This is a genomic window from Caballeronia grimmiae, assembly GCF_022879615.1.
GTDB classification, from domain to species: Bacteria; Pseudomonadota; Gammaproteobacteria; order Burkholderiales; family Burkholderiaceae; genus Caballeronia; species Caballeronia grimmiae.
The window spans coordinates 391,731-409,627 of sequence record NZ_CP084273.1; the positions used below are offsets into that span (position 1 = coordinate 391,731).

The following is a 17,897-nucleotide window of genomic DNA, read 5'->3' on the forward strand; positions in this document are numbered from 1 at the left end:
CATCAGCGATGTGCAAGACCATGCTCGCGCGCCGGCATGAAAGCCCGAACGAGTGAGTAGATGCCTGCCAGCCCGACCAGAATATAGACAATACGCGCACCCGGCGATCCGGCGCCGAAGATAGCCGCGACGAGATCGAAGTTCAGAAGACCCACGAGACCCCAGTTCAGCGCGCCGATGATGACGAGCGCACCGGCGATCCAGTCAACCGGGCTGCGGCGAACCGCGACGGTACCATTCGAAGAAACAGTTGGCATGACTAAACTCCATATAGACGATTATTGGACAGCCCTTACTTTCGTCGATGCCGCCTCGGTGGAGGCGGCATCGACTTTCAAACAACTGCCTTAGCTTGCCTGACCCGAGCCGAGATCGGCGCCCGTGGTCGGATCGGACGTCGGGTCGGAAGCGGTGCGGGTGGCGAGAGCCTGCAGCGCTTCAACTTCGGTTTGCGTCACCTGCACGCTCGCGGTGCCGTCGCCGCCATCGACAGCCGGCTGCGGATCCGCGACGAACTCCCAGTCGCCGCCCTCGTTCCACGGGCCGCGCATGTCTTCACCCTTCGACATGTTGAAGTACACGCTCGTGAACTCCGGCTTGCCCGGCAGCTTGCCTTGCGGGAAGTTCGGCTGAATCGAATGCAGCGCCTTCTCGAACGACTTCTGATGCGCGATTTCGCGCGTCATCAGGAAGCCGAGCGCATCCTTGATGCCCGGATCGTCGGTGACGTTGATAAGACGCTCATAGACGATCTTCGCACGCGATTCGGCCGCGATGTTGGAGCGCAGGTCGGCGGTCGGATCACCGATGGTATCGATGTATGCAGCAGTCCACGGCACGCCGGCCGAGTTCGTCAGCGGTGCGCCCGCGCCATACAGAATGGACGTGGTGTGCGAATCGTTGCCGTTGTTCGTGATGGTGCGATACAGCTCCGCCTCTTCCTCGACGGCTTCCGCCAGCGTGCCTTTCGCGCCCTTGTTCAGCATCGCGACGATGCTGCCGATCACTTCCAGGTGGCTCAGTTCTTCGGTGGCGATATCGAACAGCAAGTCCTTGCGGCCTGCGTCGTCTTCGGTGACTGCTTGCGTGAAGTAACGCATTGCAGCGGCAAGTTCACCCTGCGGACCCCCGAACTGTTCCAGCATCAGATTGGCAAGACCAGGGTTCGGCGCAGCCACGCGGACGGTGTATTGCAGGCGTTTGTTATGTACGAACATATCAACGGCTCCTTGTTTTAGGGACGAACGCTTCCCTGCGGCGGTTAGGCGCGCTATGGGGCTTATATCAATCTCTTGGGTCTCGCAGCGGCGTGCGCAACGCGAATGCGTCGCGCACGCCCTGGGTGCCGCGAGTCTCAGCGCATTGCAACTCGCGCTGGCGTGATGCGGCTGACAAACGCCGCGTGGTGAACTGAGCTTGCCCGGCCTCTGCCTCGGAGCGTTGGACGGGCAGGCGTTTCTCTTGCAGCAACGCACGTGCCAACGCGCCTTTATTTCTTCGCTTCCTGACCAGCGGCAGACCGATCGAGGTACTGCGTGGTGATCAGCGGAATATGCTCCAGCAGCCACTGTGCCATCGCTTGCTCCTGCGGCAGGATGCGTTCGCAGGCAGCCTTCGTCTGCGCATCGCCGCAGCGCTCGGCGGCCGCGATGAGCGACGTGTACGAAGCGATCTCGAGGTTCTCGAACACGTAACTCATGTTCGCGCCCTTCACGACTTCGTCGGTCTGCGTCATGCCGCCGGCTGCCTGGCCGAACGCCATCATCTTCGCAGTCAGATCCTTGACGATGGATGTCGAGCCGCCGAGACGTTCGATACATTCCGCAACGATCTTCTGCTGGCCGAGCGTTTCTTCCAGATGCTGATCGATGCGCGCCTTGAGTTGGGGATAATGTTCCAGGCGGCCGGACTGCGCGCGGAGCATCTGCTCCGCTTGCTGCTCCATCGCGTGAGCGTCGCGCAGCCAGTCGAGAAGGTGTTCAGCGGGGTCGGTCATGATGTGCTCCTGACGAGTGATGGGGCGCGACAAGACGCGCGTAGTTTTCATTTCGCAATCGTTGTGCCGCGAGCGGTCTCGGGAAACGTCGCATTCCCTACTAAATGGGGAATGGTGTTTGCTCGCAATGAGCAGCCAAAGGAGGGGCGAAAATGAAATCGGATAGCGCATTGGTGCGCGCCATCTGCTCGGGCGGGATGGCAGGCATTACATCGGCGGTTGCGGCGGGAGCGGGCGCCTCGGCGTCGGGTCGTCGTCCGTATGCGGCGATCAACGCGGTCGCGCACTGTTTATGGCCCGATACGGCGCAACGCGAAGAGGGCCTGAGTGCGAAATACACGGCAACCGGCGCAGGCATCCACCTGGGCAGCGCGGTGTTCTGGGGCGTGCTGTTCGAAGCGCTCTGCGGGCGGCGTCCGCGTGTCGACAAGGTCATCGCCGCCGCCGCGACGACAGCGGCAGTGGCCTATGTCGTCGATTACCACGTCGTGCCGCAGCGCCTCACGCCGGGCTTCGAGGCGCATCTGTCGAAACGATCGCTCGCAATGACTTATCTCGCGCTGGCAGCGGGCTTCGCGGTCGCCGGGCTGCTGCGCACGGAAACGTCGCGCTAGAGGCTCACGCGGAAAGCGGGGCGCACGGCGCGTCGCCGAGTTGCCCCGGCCCGCGCCGGCGAGCGGATATCCATGCTTCGAGCCTCTCGATATCTTCGGCGCTCGCTTCGAGTCCCAGCTTTGTGCGACGCCACAGGATATCGTCTGCAGTCAGCGCCCATTCATGCTCGACGAGATAGCGCGCCTCCGCTTCGTAAAGCCCCGGCGTCAGCGGTGCGCCCAGCGCGGGCATCGACTCGATGCCCGCGAGCATCACGTCGGCGCGCGTGCCGTATGCGCGTGCATAGCGTTGCGCCAGGTCGGGCGGCAAGAACGGATACCGCTCGCCGAGCCCGCGCACGAACTGCGGGAAGTCGGCATGAAGCATCTCGCCGCCGGGAAGCGGCGCAGCATGCGTCCATGCGGGGGCGGTGATCGCAAGCGGTCCGGCGAGTCGCTCGACCGCTTCTTCCGCGAGCCGCCGGTACGTCGTGATCTTGCCGCCGAATATGGTGAGCAGCGGCGCGTGGGCCGTATTGAGTTGAAGCTCGTAATCGCGCGTGGCCGATGCCGCATCGTCCGCACCGTCCGCCAGCAAGGGCCGCACGCCCGCGTAGGACCACACCACGTCGCTCGCTGAAACAGGCTTCCGAAAATAGCGGTTCACCGCCGCGCAAAGATAATCGATCTCCTCCGGTGCGATGCGCACGTCCGCGAGCGGCCCTTTGTAATCGACATCCGTCGTGCCGATCAGCGTGTAATCGCGTTGCCACGGAATGGCGAAGATGATGCGGCGGTCGTCGTTCTGAAGAATGTACGCGTGATCGTGATCGAACAGCTTGCGCGTGACGATATGGCTTCCCTTCACCAGCCGCATCGCACGCGTGCTCGTTTCTCCAGCGGCAAGCGCGTTGACCCACGGGCCGGCCGCATTGACGAGCGCGCGGGCGCTGACTTCGCGCTGATGCCCGGCCGCATCGGCGATCAGCACGCGCCACTCGTTTTCTCCGCGCGACGCCGAAACGAAGCGGGTGCGGGTCGCAATCTGCGCACCGCGTTCGTGCGCGCCGAGCGCATTGAGCACGACTAGACGCGCGTCGTCGACGGCGGCATCGGAATAGATGAAGCCGCGCCTGATGGAGTCGACGAGCGGCGCGCCCGCCACATGCGTGCGCAGATTCACGCTGCGCGAGCCTTCGAGCACGGCGCGGCGGCTCAGGTGATCGTAGAGAAAGAGGCCCGCGCGGATCATCCACGCGGGGCGCAGCGCGGGCACGTGCGGCATGACGAACCGCAGCGGCGCGATAAGATGAGGCGCGACGGAGAGCAGCACTTCGCGCTCTTGCAGCGCCTTTCTGACGAGGCCGAACTCGCCGTATTCCAGATACCGCAGCCCGCCATGAATGAGCTTGGTGCTCGCGGATGACGTGTGCTCCGCGAGATCGTGCTGCTCGACGAGCATCACGCGCACGCCGCGCCCCGACAGGTCCCGCGCGATGCCCGCCCCGTTGATCCCGCCGCCCACCACGAGAACGTCGCAATCGACGCGTGCCTCGCGTTCAGCCATGCTTTCCCCCGTATTCGCCGTCGTTACTGCGTTATAGGCCCGACTGCACGTTTTTGCAACGCGTCTGCAATTTCGTGCAATCGTCACTATATAGCGGTTCGGCGACGTGATGTAATGACGTATCGATGCGAATTCAGAGCGCCGCCCATGCCCACCCCTGTCTTCAAGGACGAAGCTAGCCAGTTCGCCGCCGCCGTGCAGGTGGCGAAGATGTACTACTACCAGAACATGACCACCGATGCGATCGCGCAGGACATGAAACTGTCGCGTTCGAAGGTGTCGCGGCTGCTCGGCGTCGCGCATGCGAACGGGCTGGTGGAAATCCGCATCAACGATCCGAGCGAGCGGCCAAAAAGCGTCGAACTCGAACTTACGCAGCGGTTCCGCCTCGTCGCGGCGCGCGTCGTGCCGGTGCCCGAAGCGGCCGGCGAGGCGGAATGGCTGCGCCGCGTGGCGATGTTCACCGCGAGCTACCTGAACACCGTGGTCGACTCGAGCATGGTCGTCGGCGTGGCATGGGGCACGACGATGGCGGCGGTATCGGACCATCTGATTCCGAAATCGACCGCGAACGTGGACATCGTGCAATTGAACGGCGCGGGCAATGCTCAAGGCGTGACGAGCACGTTCAGCAGCAATCTCATCATGCGCTTCGCGGTCAACTTCGACGCGCGGCCGCATCCGTTCCACGTACCCGCGTTTTTCGACTATGCCGAAACAAGGCGTGCGTTGTGGCGCGAGCGCAGCGTGCGGCAAATCCTCGATCTGCAAAGCCGTGCCGACATCATGCTGTGCAGCGTCGGCGTGATGTCGCCGCACATGACGAGCCATGTCTATAGCGGCGGCTTTCTGGAGAACAGCGAACTGGAATCGCTGCGCAAGGACGAGGTCGTCGGCGATATTGCCACCGTGTTTTTTCGCGCGGACGGGACGTATCAGGATATTGCGCTCAATCGCCGGGCGAGCGGGCCGGACCTGGGCCTTTTGCGCCGCGCGAAACATACGCTGTGCGTGGTGTCGGGGCGGCGCAAGGTCGAAGGCTTGCGCGGCGCACTGCGAGGCGGCTTCATCAAGGAGCTGATCATCGACGAGCCGACGGCGCGTGCGTTGCTTGAGAAGTAACCGAATGCTGCGGTCCATCGCCTTTGCACATGGTTGCAAAACGGACATGCCGATGTGCAATGCTTCGCGGCTTCCCGACTGTCCGAAGCGGCGCGGCACGGCGCTCGCTAGAGGATGCTCGATGACAAACGCCGCATCGGCATGACTTGCATAAACGATGAGAGAACGGGCCACCATCATTTGCCACCGCGACGGGAATATATTGCTCGTCGGACGCAAGCGTTCGCGCTGGGCGCTGCCCGGCGGAACGATACGCAGGAAAGAGTCGCCCGAGGACGCGGCGCGCCGCGAACTGGAGGAGGAGACCGGCCTCGTCGTGGGCGAGTTGAAGTATCTGTTCCTCTTCGGCGGCGTGAACAAGCATCATCACGTGTTCAGCGCGGACATCGCGCTGGATGCAAGGCCGGAGCCGCGCAATGAGATCGCGCGGTGCGAGTGGTTCAGCGCAGTACAGATCGCCACGCTGAGCACCAGCGTGCCGACGCGGGAGATCGTCGCGCTGACGAAAAGCCGTGCATCGGCTGCGGCGCATGTCGAAATAACGTGGGGCGCAATCGACGCGATCGCATGAAGTACTGAACAAACAGGGGAACGGGGAACGGGGGATGCTTGAGAGTCGCACAACCCTCTTACCTCGGAACCGCCATGCGAACCAGACTCAAGCCCCTGCGTGAACAGACCATCGTCCTTACTGGCGCCACGAGCGGCATCGGACTCGCCACCGCCCGCCGCGCCGCGAAGGCCGGCGCGCGGCTCATGCTGATTTCGCGCGACGAGGCTGCGCTGAAATCGCTTGCGGAAGAATTGTCGAACGACGGCGGCCCGGACGTCGCGTACACGGCAGCGGACGTCGGCGACGAAAGCCAGTTGCAGGCGGCCGCCGACGCCACCATCGAGCGCTTCGGCGGCTTCGATACCTGGATCAACAACGCGGGCGTCTCTATCTATGGGCGCTGCGTGGACGTCACGCTCGAAGACCAGCGCAAGCTGTTCGACACGAACTACTGGGGCGTCGTGAACGGATCGCGCATTGCCGTGCAGCATCTGCGCGAACGCGGCGGCGCACTCATCAATCTCGGCAGTGAATTGTCGGACGTCGCCGTGCCGTTGCAAGGCCCCTATGTCGCGTCGAAGCATGCGGTGAAGGGCTTCACCGATTCACTGCGCATCGAGCTGAAGGACGACGGCGCGCCCGTCTCGGTGACGCTGATCAAGCCCGCGGGCATCGACACGATGTTCGTCGAGCATGCGAAGAACTACCTCGAACAGGAGCCGAAGCTGCCGCCTCCGGTGTATGCGCCGGACATCGTCGCGAAGGCGATTTTGCACGCGGCCACGCATCCGGAACGCGATATCTACGTCGGCGGAGCGTCGCGCATGATGGCCGGCTTCGGCCAGCGAGCCCCGCGTCTTTACGATGCGATCGCGAGCAAGCTCGGCATCAGGAGCCAACTGAAGGACGAACCGCGCAGCAGCGGCGATGCGCTCTACGAAGGCTCCGGCACGGTGCGGGAACGCTCGGGCCGCAACGGCCGCGTGCGCGAAACGAGCCTTTATACCAGCGCGCGCTTGCAACCCGCCGGCGCACGCGCGGCGCTGACTGGCGTGGCTGCGGTGATGCTCGTAATGGCCGCGCGGCGTTTTGTGCGGCTCTCGCGCGACGCCTATTGATCGAACGGCTTTCATCCAATCAGGATCCGCCATGCACCGACTGAACCGCTGTCTCGCCGCCATGAGCCTCGCCATGCTGACGCAGGCGAGTGTCGCCCAGACCCTGCCGAACGACACAGCGGCCTACGCGCGCATGGGCGGCGCGAAGCTGCAATTGATCGCCCGTTTCGAGCATCAGGTCACGGGCGTGACGGTATCGCCCGATGGCCGGACCTTCGTCAACTTCCCGCGCTGGACGGAAGACGCGCCGGTCTCGGTCGCCGAACTCGGGCCGAACGGGGACCTGCGCCCGTTCCCCGATGCCGAATGGAACGCCTGGCGCAATGCCCGCCGCGATGAACTGTCGCCAGCGGATCATTGGGTGTGCGTGCAATCGGTCGTCGCGGACAAGCAAGGCAATCTCTGGGTGCTCGATCCGGGCGCGCCGGCGCAATCGCTGATCGTTCCGGGCGCGCCGAAGCTCGCGCAAATCGATCTGCGGACGAACCAGATTGCGCATGTCTTCGCGTTCGATGAAACCATTGCGCCGCAGGGCAGTTATCTGAACGATCTGCGCCTGAGCCCGGATGGCCGCTTCATCTATATGACCGATTCGGGCGCGCGTGGCGCGATCGTCGTGATCGACCGGACGACGGGCGTCGCGAGGCGCGTTCTGGACGGCGATCCGAGCACTCAGGCGGACAAGACCGTCACTGTGAAAGTGGACGGCAAGCCGCTGCGTCAGACCGATGGACGCGGCGTGAACTTCTCGTCCGATGGCATCGCGCTCACGCCCGACGGGCGCTATCTGTACTGGCAGGCGGTCAAGGGCAAGACGCTCTATCGCATTCCCACCGACGCGCTGCAGAACGCGCAACTGAGCCCGCAGCAAGTGTCGTCGCGCGTGGAGACGGTTGGCATCGACGGTCCCGCCGATGGTCTTCTCTTCGACGAGCGCGGCCGCCTTTACATCTCGGCGGTGGAGCATCACGCGGTGCGCGTCCGGGACGGCGACCGGCTCTGGACACTGCTGCGCGACCCGCAACTGCGCTGGCCCGACACCTTCACGCAGGGACCGGACGGCACCGTGTACGTGACGGACTCGCGCATTCCGGACATGAGCTGGTTCAAGCCCGACAACCCGATCGCGCTGCCAACATCGCTCTACGCGATCCGCCGCCGATAGCGTTTCAGAGGCCGAACGGGAAGGTCTCCGGCGCGTCGGCCGATTTCTGCGAGGCGGGCATCGCGTGAACGGCGCGCGTCGTGTCGAACCACACGAAGGCGTCGAACTGCGCCGGCAACTCGGCTTGCGCGTAGTGACTGTATAGCTCCGTGTCCGGCCGATAAATTACGCCGATGAAGCGCTCCAGCCGCTCTTTCGAGAGCGCCTCGTGCAGCGTGTTGTCGACGCCGCGACGCAGATCGACCATGCACCGCTTCACGCCCGCCAGGTGGAACTGCTGCTCGTAGCTGTCGGCGCGCGATGGCCGGACGTTCATCACCTGCATCGGCTCGTCCCAGTCGGATGCCGCCGCGACTGTCCCCGTATGCGTGCCGAAGCCGATCAGCGCGGCGTCGTCGCCGAAGCGTTCGCGGCACAACTGGCCGACGTTCAGTTCGCCGCGCACGCGGCCCATTTCGGTGGCGGAGGCATCGCCGAGATGCGAGTTGTGCGCCCACACGACGGCCCGTGCATCCGGGGCCCATGCGTCGAGCAGGCTCGTCAGCGTGTCGAACATGTGGGTGTCGCGCAGGTTCCAGCTTTCGGCCGAGCCGCTATACATCGCGCGATAGTACTGTTCCGCCGATGCCACGAGCCGCGCGTTGTGCGTCGCATCGAGCAGTCCGGGATCGGCGGCGGGCGATCCGAGCCGCTTGTCGAGCAGATCGCGCAACTGGGCGATGACCGCCTGCTCGCATTTGCCGTAGCCCGCTTGCCACGCCGCGCGCCCGTACACCGCCGGGTTCTTTTGCCACGGCGTGAGACAGCCGTACCGCTCCCGGGCGATGCGCGCGGACGCCGGGTCCTCGCAGTCGAGATAGGCGAGCACGGCGCCGATCGACTCCGAGAGACTATAGAGATCGAGGCCATAGAACGCGGCGCGGCGCTCGGCGGGCAGCGCGGCGTTGTGCTCCCGCATCCACGCGACGAATGCGCCGAACTCGGCGTTGCGCCACATCCATTGCGGAAAGCGCTGGAACGCCTTTGCATCGGGCCGGGCGCGTGGCCGATGCCGCACGTGTTCGTCGATGATCGCGGCGTCCGGCCAGTCCGCTTCGACCGCGACGAAGCGAAAGCCGTGCCTCTCGATGAGCCGTCGCGTGATCGCGGCGCGCGCTTCGTAGAACTCGGCGGTGCCGTGGCTCGCCTCGCCGAACAGCACGACGCGCTTGTCCGCGAAACGGTCGAAGGCTCGGGCGAAATCCGGCGCCGCCGGCGCGGGCAGGCGCACGGCGGACGCTCGAATCAGGTCAGGCAGCGAACGCGCGGCGGTCGGAGCGGCGGATGCAGCCTGCCGCGGCATCGATGGCGAGGCGGGGCGAATCTCCGGTTCGTCTGTCCAGCCGGCCGTGCCGATCAACGGGACGAACATCACGGAGCCCAGGTCTTCCTGCTCGAAATCGTGTTCGTTCACGCGCACGAACCTGACGAGACGCTGGGACTCGCGCGCATCGCCGACCGGCATCACGAGCTGTCCGCCGATGCGCAATTGCTCGCGCCACGCCGCTGGCACGTACGGGCCGCCGGCTGCGGCGAGGATCGCATCGAACGGCGCGTGCTGCGCCAGCCCTTCGGTGCCGTCCGCATGATGCACGGCGACGTTCGCGACGCCGAGCGCATCGAGCGTGGCGCGGGCGGCATCGGCCAGTTCACGATGACGCTCCACCGATTCGACATGCGCGCCGACGCACGCCATCACAGCCGCCGCGTAGCCCGAGCCCGTGCCGATGTCGAGCACGCGGTCGCCCGGCTGCAAGCCGGCGGCTTCGAGCATGAGCGCAACGATGTACGGCTGCGAGATGGTCTGGTTCGCGGCGATGGGCAGCGGGGCGTCGTCGTAGGCGAACTCGGCGAGCGCGGAATCGACGAACGCATGGCGCGGCACCTTCGCCATGCAGTCGAGCACGCGCGTGTCGGTGATGCCGCGCCGCTTGAGCTGACGCTCGATCATGCGGTTGCGCGCAGCCTCGAAGCTGTCCATCGCGGCTCCTTCTGCGAACACGGACTTTCGTTCGGGCCAGCAAGCAACGGTCCCAGGTTCGACGTTTGCTCGACAACGAGCGTCGAAGCCCCGGAGAAACGTTTCATGTCGCCGATGCCGCTCGTCCTTGAATGGCCGGATGTCTGCATCCGCATATCGCTTGCGATCGCGGCGGGCATCCTGATCGGACTGAACCGCGGCGAATCCGGCAAGGTGGCGGGCCTGCGAACGACGCTGCTCGTTTGCCTCGCCGCCTGTCTTGCGATGCTGCAGGTCAATGCCCTTCTTGCGCAGTCCGGCAAGACCGCACAGTCGATGATCCAGCTGGACGTCATGCGCCTGCCACTCGGGATACTGTCGGGCGTCGGCTTCATCGGCGCGGGCGCGATTTTGCGCAAGGATGGGCTCGTCGTCGGCGTGACGACGGCCGCGACGCTGTGGTTCGTGACCGTCGTCGGCCTGTGCTTCGGCGGCGGGCAGCTTGCGCTCGGGGCGATCGGACTGGCGCTCGGCATCGTGGTGCTGTGGTTCATGAAGGCCGTCGAAATGCGGATACCGCGCGAACAGCAGGCGGAACTGAAAATCGTCTATGAAAGCGGACGCTTCACGAAGGAATCGCTGGTTCAGTCGATGCGCGCGTGCGGCTGCCACCTCTCGGCGGTCGGAGGATCGGCGGGCGCGACGGGGGACCGGGTGGAGGCGCGGTTCGAAGTCCGGTGGCGCCGCGCGCCGGGTGCGCCGGACACGCCGCCGCTCGTCGAGGCGGCATCGGTGCCGGGGGTGGAGCAAGTGGAGTGGGCGCTCATGCGGTGAAATGCTTTACCCTTGAGCCGACCAACGCTCAAGGAGACCCCCGTGAAGAAGCTGATCAACCGCCCCGCCAGCGTCGTGCGCGAGATGCTCGAAGGCATCGCCCGGCAAGCGCCGCACGTCGCCATTCTCGGCGATGAAAACGTGCTCGTGCGGCGGCCCGAACCCGATGCGGCAAATCGGCCGGTCGCGATCATCTCCGGCGGCGGCAGCGGACACGAACCGGCGCACGGCGGCTACGTCGGCAACGGCATGTTGAGCGCGGCGGTATGCGGCGAAGTTTTCACCTCGCCTTCGACGGATGCGGTGCTCGCCGCCATCCGTGCGACGGCCGGCCCGCGCGGGGCCGTGCTGATCGTCAAGAACTACACGGGCGATCGCCTGAACTTCGGACTCGCGGCGGAGCTTGCGCGGGCGGAGGGCATCCCGGTGGAAGCGGTCATCGTCGCGGACGATGTCGCCTTGCGCAAGCAGGCGGATCGCAGCCAGCGGCGCGGCATCGCGGGAACGGTGCTGGTCCACAAGATCACGGGCGCGGCGGCGGCGCGCGGTCTCGCGCTGGATGAAGTCGCGGGCGTCGCGCGGCAGGCGGCGGCGACGCTCGGCACGATGGGCGTCGCGCTCGACGGCTGCACGCTGCCCGGCGCGGACCATTCCGGCTTCACGCTCGCGGACGACGAGATCGAGCTGGGCCTCGGCATCCACGGCGAAAAGGGCGTGGAGCGAACCGCGCCCTTATCCGCCGATGCGCTGGCGGACGTGCTGATCGCCAACATCGTCGACGACATGGCGCTTCGCGCGGGCGAACGTGTCGCGCTGCTCGTCAACGGCCTCGGCGCGACGCCGCAGATGGAGCTGGACATCGTGCTGCGCGCGGCCTTCGACAATCTTTCGCGCCGCGATATCGGCGTGGCGCGGGCGTGGTCGGGCACATTGCTGTCGGCGCTCGACATGCCGGGCTGCTCGATTTCGCTGCTGCGCGTCGACGACGCCACGCTCGATTTGCTCGACGCGCCGACCGACGCCCGCGCGTGGCCCGGCGGCGGCGCGGTGAATGGCGATATCCGTATCGATGTGCCGGCCGCGCCGCTCGACGCGCGCCCAGCCGTCGAACGCGCGTCGGGAAGCGGCTGGGCGCGGCGGATCGCGCCCGCGCTGCACGCCGTCGCCGATGCGCTCGTCGCCCAGGAACCGACGCTCACCGATCTCGATTCGCAAGCCGGCGACGGCGATCTCGGCGTCAGCATGACACGCGCGGCCCGCGCGATCCGCGATGTCCCCGAAGCCGCGCTCGACACGCCCGACGGTGCGCTGGCCGCGCTCGGCGCTGCCTTGCGGCGGGCAATCGCAGGCAGTTCCGGCCCGTTCTACGCCACGGCGCTGATGCGCGCATCGCGGCATCTGGCGGGCATCGACCAACCGGCGGCGAAAGACTGGGCGGCGGCCTTCGCGCATGCGGTGCAGGCCATTGGCGAACTCGGCGGCGCGAAAGCCGGCGATCGCACGATGCTCGATGCATTGCTGCCGGCGGTATCCGCGTTCGAGGATGCGCTGAACGCAGGCCGCGCTCCCGGCGATGCGTGGGCGGCAGGCGTCGCCGCCGCGCAGCAGGGCGCGCAGGAGACGGCGAAGATGACGCCGCGCGCCGGCCGCGCGAGCTATCTCGGCGCGCGGGCGGTCGGCATTCCGGATGGCGGCGCGGTGGCGGTCGCATGCTGGCTTGCCGCGTTGACGCCGCACGTTCGCGGCGGATGACAACCCGGGTTCCAACATGCGCTCCGGTTCAAGACTTCCGCTTTCTGGCCGTTAACTCGCCCTATGTGAAGCGTCAATCCAGAACGAATAGGCAAGCGAGTGCATGTCGACCTTATTACCCTTTATTTCCTAGCGATCGGAACGCTTCTCGCCAGTTCTGCGATGACGCTATGGGAGCATCGGACGAATCCCGGACGCAGCCGGCAACTCAAGATTCTGGCGGCGGGCTATGCGACGCTGGCGCTCGGATGCGCGGCGGCGTCGATGCGCCGCGACTTGCCCGGCGCGTGGGGTGCCGCGACGAGCAACCTCATCATCGTGAGCGGCTATCTGCTGATACTGCACGGCGCCGCCTCGTTGAACGGACGGCAGCATCGGTGGACGTCCATCGGCATCCTGGTGGCGCTCGCGATCACGTGGACGCTCGGCGGCGGCCGGTGGCTCGAGCTCGTCTGGAGCTATGCGAGCGCGGTTCCGATCGCGATTGCGTGCGGCTTGACGTCGCGCGAGCTGCTGATCAAGAGCGGCGGCACGGGCCTGCAGGCGAGGCGCATCGCTGCGATCGTCTCCGGTGGTCACGCGTTGTTCTACGCGGCGCGCGCTTTCGTTCTGCCGTGGGCGGTCGCGCAGTTCGGGCACGGCGTGCTGCTCGTCGTCGGCAAGATAACGATGTACGAGGGCGTGCTCTATTCGGTGGTGTTGCCGATGACGCTGCTCAGGCTAGTGCGCGACGAAGCGCACGGCCAGCTCGTGCATGAATCGAATACCGACTATCTGACCGGTGTCGGCAATCGCCGATGGTTCTTCGAAGAAGGCGCGCGAATCGTTCGTGATCCGGAGGCCGCGCGGCCTGTCGCGGTGCTCGCGATCGACCTCGACCACTTCAAGGGCATCAACGACCGGCACGGGCATCAAGCCGGTGACGATGTCCTCAAAGTGTTCGCAGCGACTGCCCGGAACGTGCTGGGACCGCACGCTACGCTCGCGCGTATCGGCGGCGAAGAGTTTGCCGCCGTCCTTCGCGGCCATGACGAGGTTGCGGGAAGGGCGGCGGGCGAATCCGTCGTTCGGCGTTTCGCGGAGGCTGCCGTGCGCGGAGCCGATGCAACGGTGATTCGCGCGACGGCGAGCATCGGCCTGGCGGTGTCGCAGAACGATGCGCCCTCGCTCGCGGAATTGCTGGCGTCCGCCGATCACGCGCTGTATCGCGCGAAAGCACTGGGCGGGAATCGGCTCGAATCCGCAATGTCAACGGATCGCGATGAGCTTTTGACAGAACCCCTGCCGATGCACGCGGCGCACCGCTAGAGCGCCCGTTTTTTCCTGCGCTTGGCGCCATCGGACGAATTGTCGTTCGCATCGGCGTGCGCCGATTCCGCTAACAACTGCTGTCGCGCCCGATGGTAATACTCGTCCGCGCGATCCGGCTGCCTGCCGTCCGCTTCCCACATGTAATACGCAAGCGTGCGAATCCGTTGTTCGAGCAGTTCGCCCTCCATCGGGACTTCCGCTTGAGCCTCGGGCTTGCTGGGTGTGTCTGACATTCCTATCGTCCTCGGTGGAGTTGAGCAGGCGAGATTGGTGCATTCGTCGTGCCACGCGCGTGCAGCGGCGAGGCGGATCTTTGCGCTATCCGGCGTCGTCATCGGGGGCTTCTGCGCGGACGGCTCTCCCGCAATAATTCAGCGCCAGATCGTGCGCGTCAATGTCGCGAAACGACAGATCCGGGTAACTCAGTCTTCGATAGGAAGCGGTCTCGAAGAGTTCGCCTTCCGCGCGTCGATAGAGGATGCGGCCCGCGAGATAAGGCTGCGCGGCGTCTGCACGCGGGGCCTTCGAGGGGATGGCGCCGCCCGAAGCCGTGTGGATGTCGCCATCGATGGCGGACCATAGCTCCGCGCCGGCAACGAGCAGGGTGCCTTCGGCGATCACGGATGTCACGGGATAGCCCCAGCCGGTGCGCGGCAGCGCGTGTGGAGATCCGGCATACGCGCGCTTCAACTCGAAGATGCTGCGCACGATCTCTGCACGCGTCTGCCCGCGATTGCCGACGATTAGCACCACACGGCCGGGCGTGCCGGGAATGGCCGTCGCCCGCAGCAGAACGATCGAGGGCTTCACGACATGCGCCGCATGTGGTCCATGACGTGACTCCGCTCCATTGGACGAGAGCCACAGCGGGCGCATCGCCCGTGCCCGCGCGCCGGCGACGTGGGCATAGCCATTGCGGCGTGCTCCTCGCCTGGGCGATACCCGTCGAACGTCCGAGCGAGGCGCTCTGCCAGGCAGCGCCCGCGGCATCATCTGAACGGAGTCAGTCATGGCAAGACATGCGAATAGCCCATCGGGGCCCGGCAAGCCGACAGCCGTCGAAACGTCGGAGATCGAGAAGGAAGAAGGACTCGTCGAGTTGTCGAGCGAGGACGATACAATCGGCGGAGCGGAAGGCGCCCAAACCCAGAGGCAGGAAGGCGGCAGCAACGACGACGGCGCGGCTTCCGTCAAGGGGGAATGACGGTTCGCGTCGCTTGCCTATTGCGCAGGCTCGCGCCACTGGTTCCACCGGCCGCGCAATTGCAGCGCGATCGACTTGAACGGCGGATTGGCGAACAGCACGAACGCACCCAGCGCAAGGCCGCCGCAAGCGAGAAACGTCACGCGATAGCCCATCGCGGCGACGAGCGCCCCCGACAGCACGCCCGAAAGAATGGACCCGACGCGCGACGCGTTGAAGAAAAGCGCCGTCGCCGCGCCGGGGTTGCGCGGCATCATGTCCTGGATATAGACCATGCCAAGGCACGATGTCACCGCGACGACGAACGCGTTGAACGCCTGCATCGGAATCAGAAAATGCACCGTCTGCGACGCGCTCACCGCGACAAAGTAGACGACGTGCACGGCGGCGCATGCGGCGAGCCAGCGCCGCTTGTCGAGGCGCGCACCGCGTGCGCCAAGCGCCAGCATCATCGGGATTTCGAGCAACGCGCCGAGCCCCAGCATGATCGATACATCGAGCTGCGTGCCTCTCAAATGCTGCACGACATAGAGCGGCAACACGATCATCGTGGCGTTCGCCGCGAGACCGATGAGCGTCAGCGCGATCGTCGCCCGCCATATTTGCCCGCGCGTGCCCGCCATCTCTGGATGCGGTTCCGGCGGATGTTCGTGCTCGGTCATCGTCGTCACTTCCAGCGACGATGCCGGGTCGCCCGCGTAATGCGGCTCGGTCGACGCAGGGATTCTCGCCGCATCCTTCATGCGCCATACGATGCCCGAACACGCAGCGAACGACACGGCTGCAAACACGAATAGCCCGTGAAATCCGGCTCCGGCCAGCACGAGCGCGCCGACCGATGGCCCGAAGACCCACGCCATGGAGAGCACCGTGCGCAGCGTGGCAAGCGCGAGCGAGCGCTCCGCATGGCTCGTGACCGGCAGCGCGACGCGTGCGAACGAAAACACGAGCGACATCGCCGAACTGCCGACGCCGAGGAACAGAATGCCGATCACGAGCAGCGACGTATAGCTGCGCAGCAGGCACAGCAGCAGGAAGCCGAGCGACGACGCCATCAACGCGCTCGTCAACAGCATGCGATGACGCCCGTGCCTGTCTGTCCACTTGCCCGCCACGGCGCTCGCCAGCACGCCGCTTGCCGCAATCAGCGTCATGAAGAGTCCAAGCTGTAGCGGCGTCATGCCGGCTTCCTGCACGCCGAAGAGCGACAGATAAGGCGCGGTGAACGACATTGCGACGCCCAGCATCAGCGTCGCGGCGGCGAGAGGCAAGAAGGAATGCAGGCGCGCGAGGCGGAAGATGCGTGCGTCCATCGGCGGGAATGTCCTTGCAATACGTGAGGGCTGCGGGAACGTGCCGCAGATTATCGCAATCGACGTTCCGGGAGTGTGGAAGTTTGAAGAAGGACGCCTAACCGACGCTCAAGCGAACGCTAAGCGGGCAGAGTCATCGACAGCAGCCATCTGGTTCCCGCGCCCGCCTGCGTGTCGACCGCAAGCTGGCCGCCAATGCTGCCGATCAGACGCCGCGCGGTCGCGACGCCGGTGCCTTCGCTTGCCTCGGCTGCATAGCCGCGCCCGTTGTCGCGCACTTCGACGATCAGCGCCTGCGCGGTGTGATGCGCCGACACGTGTATCTCGCCTGCCGCGCCATTGAACGCGTGCTCGACTGCATTGGCGACGAGTTCGTTGACCACGGTGCCGATGGCCGTGCATGTATCGATGCCCAGCATGATCGCGCCGTGCTCGATGGATCGCACGAGCGTGATGTGATGGCCGGCAAAGTCGTAGAAGTCGTCGAAGCTCGCGCACATCGACTCGAGATAGACACCCGGGTCCACCGATTCGCCATGCTCGCCAAGCCCGAGCAGGTGATCGTAGAGCAAGGCCATGGCGAACACGCGCCGCTCGACATCGTGATAAGCCTTTTGCACGGACGGGTCTTGCGACTTCATCGCCTTTTGAGCGAGCAGCGCGGCGATCATCTGGAAGTTGTTGCGGATGCGATGCTGTTGTTCACGCAACAGCGTGACCTTCGCGTCGCGGTCTTCGATCAACGCCGCGCGCTGCTGCCGCGATTCGATGCCGTCGGCGAGAATCGCCGCAACGGACGCGAGGAAGGAGACATGGGACGCATCGATCTCGTGCAGCTGGTCGTAATCGACTTCGAGGATGCCGTACGCGCCCTCGGCGGCGATGAGCGGCAGATTGATCGTCGTGACGATGGAACGCTCGCGCAAGATGTCGGGCACGCTGTCGCCGCGTTCCTTCATTACATCCGCCACGACGACGGGCCGTGCGGTGATCAATGCCTGTCCGGGCGGATTGCCCGCCTCGGCCGTGCCCGCGTCGCGCCCGATGGCCGATTCACCGAGGCCAACCTGCGCCTTGACGATCAGCACATTATCAGGAAGCCGTAATTCCAGAACCTTGGCCATCGGGGCATCGCAACCGGTGGCCGCGCATTGCACGGCGGCATCGAGCAGCCGCGCGATGGAGCACTCGCCCTGAAAGGCGTCGTGCATGACGGCTAACGCGTTCCGTTGCCGCAGCAGCGATGCGACCGGCACGGTAGCGTTGTCCGCGAACTGGAGGTCGCGTATCGACGCGGCCCACGTTGCTCTGCGCGCGAAGCTCATTTGCTCTGAAGATAGGTGGCTGGCACTCGCGTTATTCTGACAGAG

Annotated in this window: 18 protein-coding genes; 9 read left to right on the forward strand and 9 right to left on the reverse strand. The window is 65.6% G+C overall.

What is annotated here, in order from left to right:
• Positions 1–2 precede the first annotated feature (2 nt).
• The 3 genes from LDZ21_RS21075 to LDZ21_RS21085 form a co-directional block, all read right to left on the reverse strand.
• On the reverse strand, positions 3–257 hold the full coding sequence (locus LDZ21_RS21075; RefSeq protein WP_035968788.1) for a DUF378 domain-containing protein: 255 nt from the start codon (positions 255–257) through the stop codon (positions 3–5).
• Positions 258–347: 90 nt separating this feature from the next.
• Entirely contained in the window at positions 348–1,217 is an 870-nt protein-coding gene (locus tag LDZ21_RS21080) for a manganese catalase family protein (RefSeq protein ID WP_188885344.1), read from the reverse strand.
• 272 nt (positions 1,218–1,489) lie between these two features.
• A complete protein-coding gene (locus tag LDZ21_RS21085) occupies positions 1,490–1,996 on the reverse strand; it encodes a ferritin-like domain-containing protein (protein WP_244796620.1) in 507 nt (168 codons plus the stop codon).
• A gap of 152 nt (positions 1,997–2,148) precedes the next feature.
• Here LDZ21_RS21085 and LDZ21_RS21090 point away from each other — a divergent pair, with 152 nt between their 5' ends.
• Positions 2,149–2,610: a hypothetical protein gene (locus LDZ21_RS21090; protein ID WP_244796621.1), complete on the forward strand. Its 462-nt coding sequence runs from the start codon at positions 2,149–2,151 to the stop codon at positions 2,608–2,610.
• Positions 2,611–2,614: 4 nt separating this feature from the next.
• Here the strand turns inward: LDZ21_RS21090 and glpD are convergent, their stop codons facing one another.
• Positions 2,615–4,156, reverse strand: a complete 1,542-nt coding sequence (glpD, locus tag LDZ21_RS21095) for a glycerol-3-phosphate dehydrogenase (RefSeq protein ID WP_244796622.1) — start codon at positions 4,154–4,156, stop codon at positions 2,615–2,617.
• A gap of 147 nt (positions 4,157–4,303) precedes the next feature.
• Here glpD and LDZ21_RS21100 point away from each other — a divergent pair, with 147 nt between their 5' ends.
• The 4 genes from LDZ21_RS21100 (at position 4,304) to LDZ21_RS21115 (ending at position 8,114) form a co-directional block, all read left to right on the forward strand.
• Complete coding sequence (locus LDZ21_RS21100) at positions 4,304–5,278, forward strand: sugar-binding transcriptional regulator (RefSeq protein ID WP_244796623.1); 975 nt, start codon at positions 4,304–4,306, stop codon at positions 5,276–5,278.
• Positions 5,279–5,435: 157 nt separating this feature from the next.
• Positions 5,436–5,849: an NUDIX hydrolase gene (locus LDZ21_RS21105; RefSeq protein WP_244796624.1), complete on the forward strand. Its 414-nt coding sequence runs from the start codon at positions 5,436–5,438 to the stop codon at positions 5,847–5,849.
• A 74-nt stretch (positions 5,850–5,923) separates the two neighbouring features.
• On the forward strand, positions 5,924–6,949 hold the full coding sequence (locus LDZ21_RS21110; protein ID WP_244796625.1) for an SDR family oxidoreductase: 1,026 nt from the start codon (positions 5,924–5,926) through the stop codon (positions 6,947–6,949).
• Positions 6,950–6,980: 31 nt separating this feature from the next.
• A complete protein-coding gene (locus tag LDZ21_RS21115; protein ID WP_309775035.1) occupies positions 6,981–8,114 on the forward strand; it encodes an SMP-30/gluconolactonase/LRE family protein in 1,134 nt (377 codons plus the stop codon).
• A gap of 4 nt (positions 8,115–8,118) precedes the next feature.
• On the opposite strand, the gene LDZ21_RS21120 is transcribed toward LDZ21_RS21115, so the two are convergent.
• Positions 8,119–10,134, reverse strand: a complete 2,016-nt coding sequence (locus LDZ21_RS21120) for a protein-L-isoaspartate(D-aspartate) O-methyltransferase (RefSeq protein WP_244796626.1) — start codon at positions 10,132–10,134, stop codon at positions 8,119–8,121.
• Between the two features lie 105 nt (positions 10,135–10,239).
• Here LDZ21_RS21120 and LDZ21_RS21125 point away from each other — a divergent pair, with 105 nt between their 5' ends.
• The 3 genes from LDZ21_RS21125 to LDZ21_RS21135 all read left to right on the forward strand — a co-directional run bounded on the left by LDZ21_RS21125 (position 10,240) and on the right by LDZ21_RS21135 (position 14,007).
• The gene (locus tag LDZ21_RS21125) at positions 10,240–10,947 is read left to right on the forward strand and encodes an MgtC/SapB family protein (protein WP_244796627.1); all 708 of its coding nucleotides are present in this window, start codon (positions 10,240–10,242) and stop codon (positions 10,945–10,947) included.
• Between the two features lie 42 nt (positions 10,948–10,989).
• On the forward strand, positions 10,990–12,699 hold the full coding sequence (locus tag LDZ21_RS21130; RefSeq protein ID WP_244796628.1) for a dihydroxyacetone kinase family protein: 1,710 nt from the start codon (positions 10,990–10,992) through the stop codon (positions 12,697–12,699).
• Between the two features lie 99 nt (positions 12,700–12,798).
• On the forward strand, positions 12,799–14,007 hold the full coding sequence (locus LDZ21_RS21135; protein WP_244796629.1) for a GGDEF domain-containing protein: 1,209 nt from the start codon (positions 12,799–12,801) through the stop codon (positions 14,005–14,007).
• On the opposite strand, the gene LDZ21_RS21140 is transcribed toward LDZ21_RS21135, so the two are convergent.
• Together LDZ21_RS21140 and LDZ21_RS21145 are read right to left on the reverse strand one after the other, a co-directional pair.
• Positions 14,004–14,243, reverse strand: a complete 240-nt coding sequence (locus LDZ21_RS21140) for a DUF2934 domain-containing protein (RefSeq protein ID WP_244796630.1) — start codon at positions 14,241–14,243, stop codon at positions 14,004–14,006. The two genes, LDZ21_RS21135 and LDZ21_RS21140, sit on opposite strands and share 4 nt — an antisense overlap.
• Before the next feature lie 85 nt (positions 14,244–14,328).
• Positions 14,329–14,820: a hypothetical protein gene (locus LDZ21_RS21145; protein WP_244796631.1), complete on the reverse strand. Its 492-nt coding sequence runs from the start codon at positions 14,818–14,820 to the stop codon at positions 14,329–14,331.
• 199 nt (positions 14,821–15,019) lie between these two features.
• Here LDZ21_RS21145 and LDZ21_RS21150 point away from each other — a divergent pair, with 199 nt between their 5' ends.
• Positions 15,020–15,214, forward strand: a complete 195-nt coding sequence (locus tag LDZ21_RS21150; RefSeq protein ID WP_244796632.1) for a hypothetical protein — start codon at positions 15,020–15,022, stop codon at positions 15,212–15,214.
• 17 nt (positions 15,215–15,231) lie between these two features.
• On the opposite strand, the gene LDZ21_RS21155 is transcribed toward LDZ21_RS21150, so the two are convergent.
• Both LDZ21_RS21155 and LDZ21_RS21160 read right to left on the reverse strand, forming a co-directional pair.
• Positions 15,232–16,527 (reverse strand): sugar efflux transporter, encoded by a 1,296-nt coding sequence (locus LDZ21_RS21155; RefSeq protein WP_244796633.1) that lies wholly within the window; start codon positions 16,525–16,527, stop codon positions 15,232–15,234.
• Positions 16,528–16,646: 119 nt separating this feature from the next.
• Positions 16,647–17,852: a sensor histidine kinase gene (locus LDZ21_RS21160; protein ID WP_244796634.1), complete on the reverse strand. Its 1,206-nt coding sequence runs from the start codon at positions 17,850–17,852 to the stop codon at positions 16,647–16,649.
• Positions 17,853–17,897 lie beyond the last annotated feature (45 nt).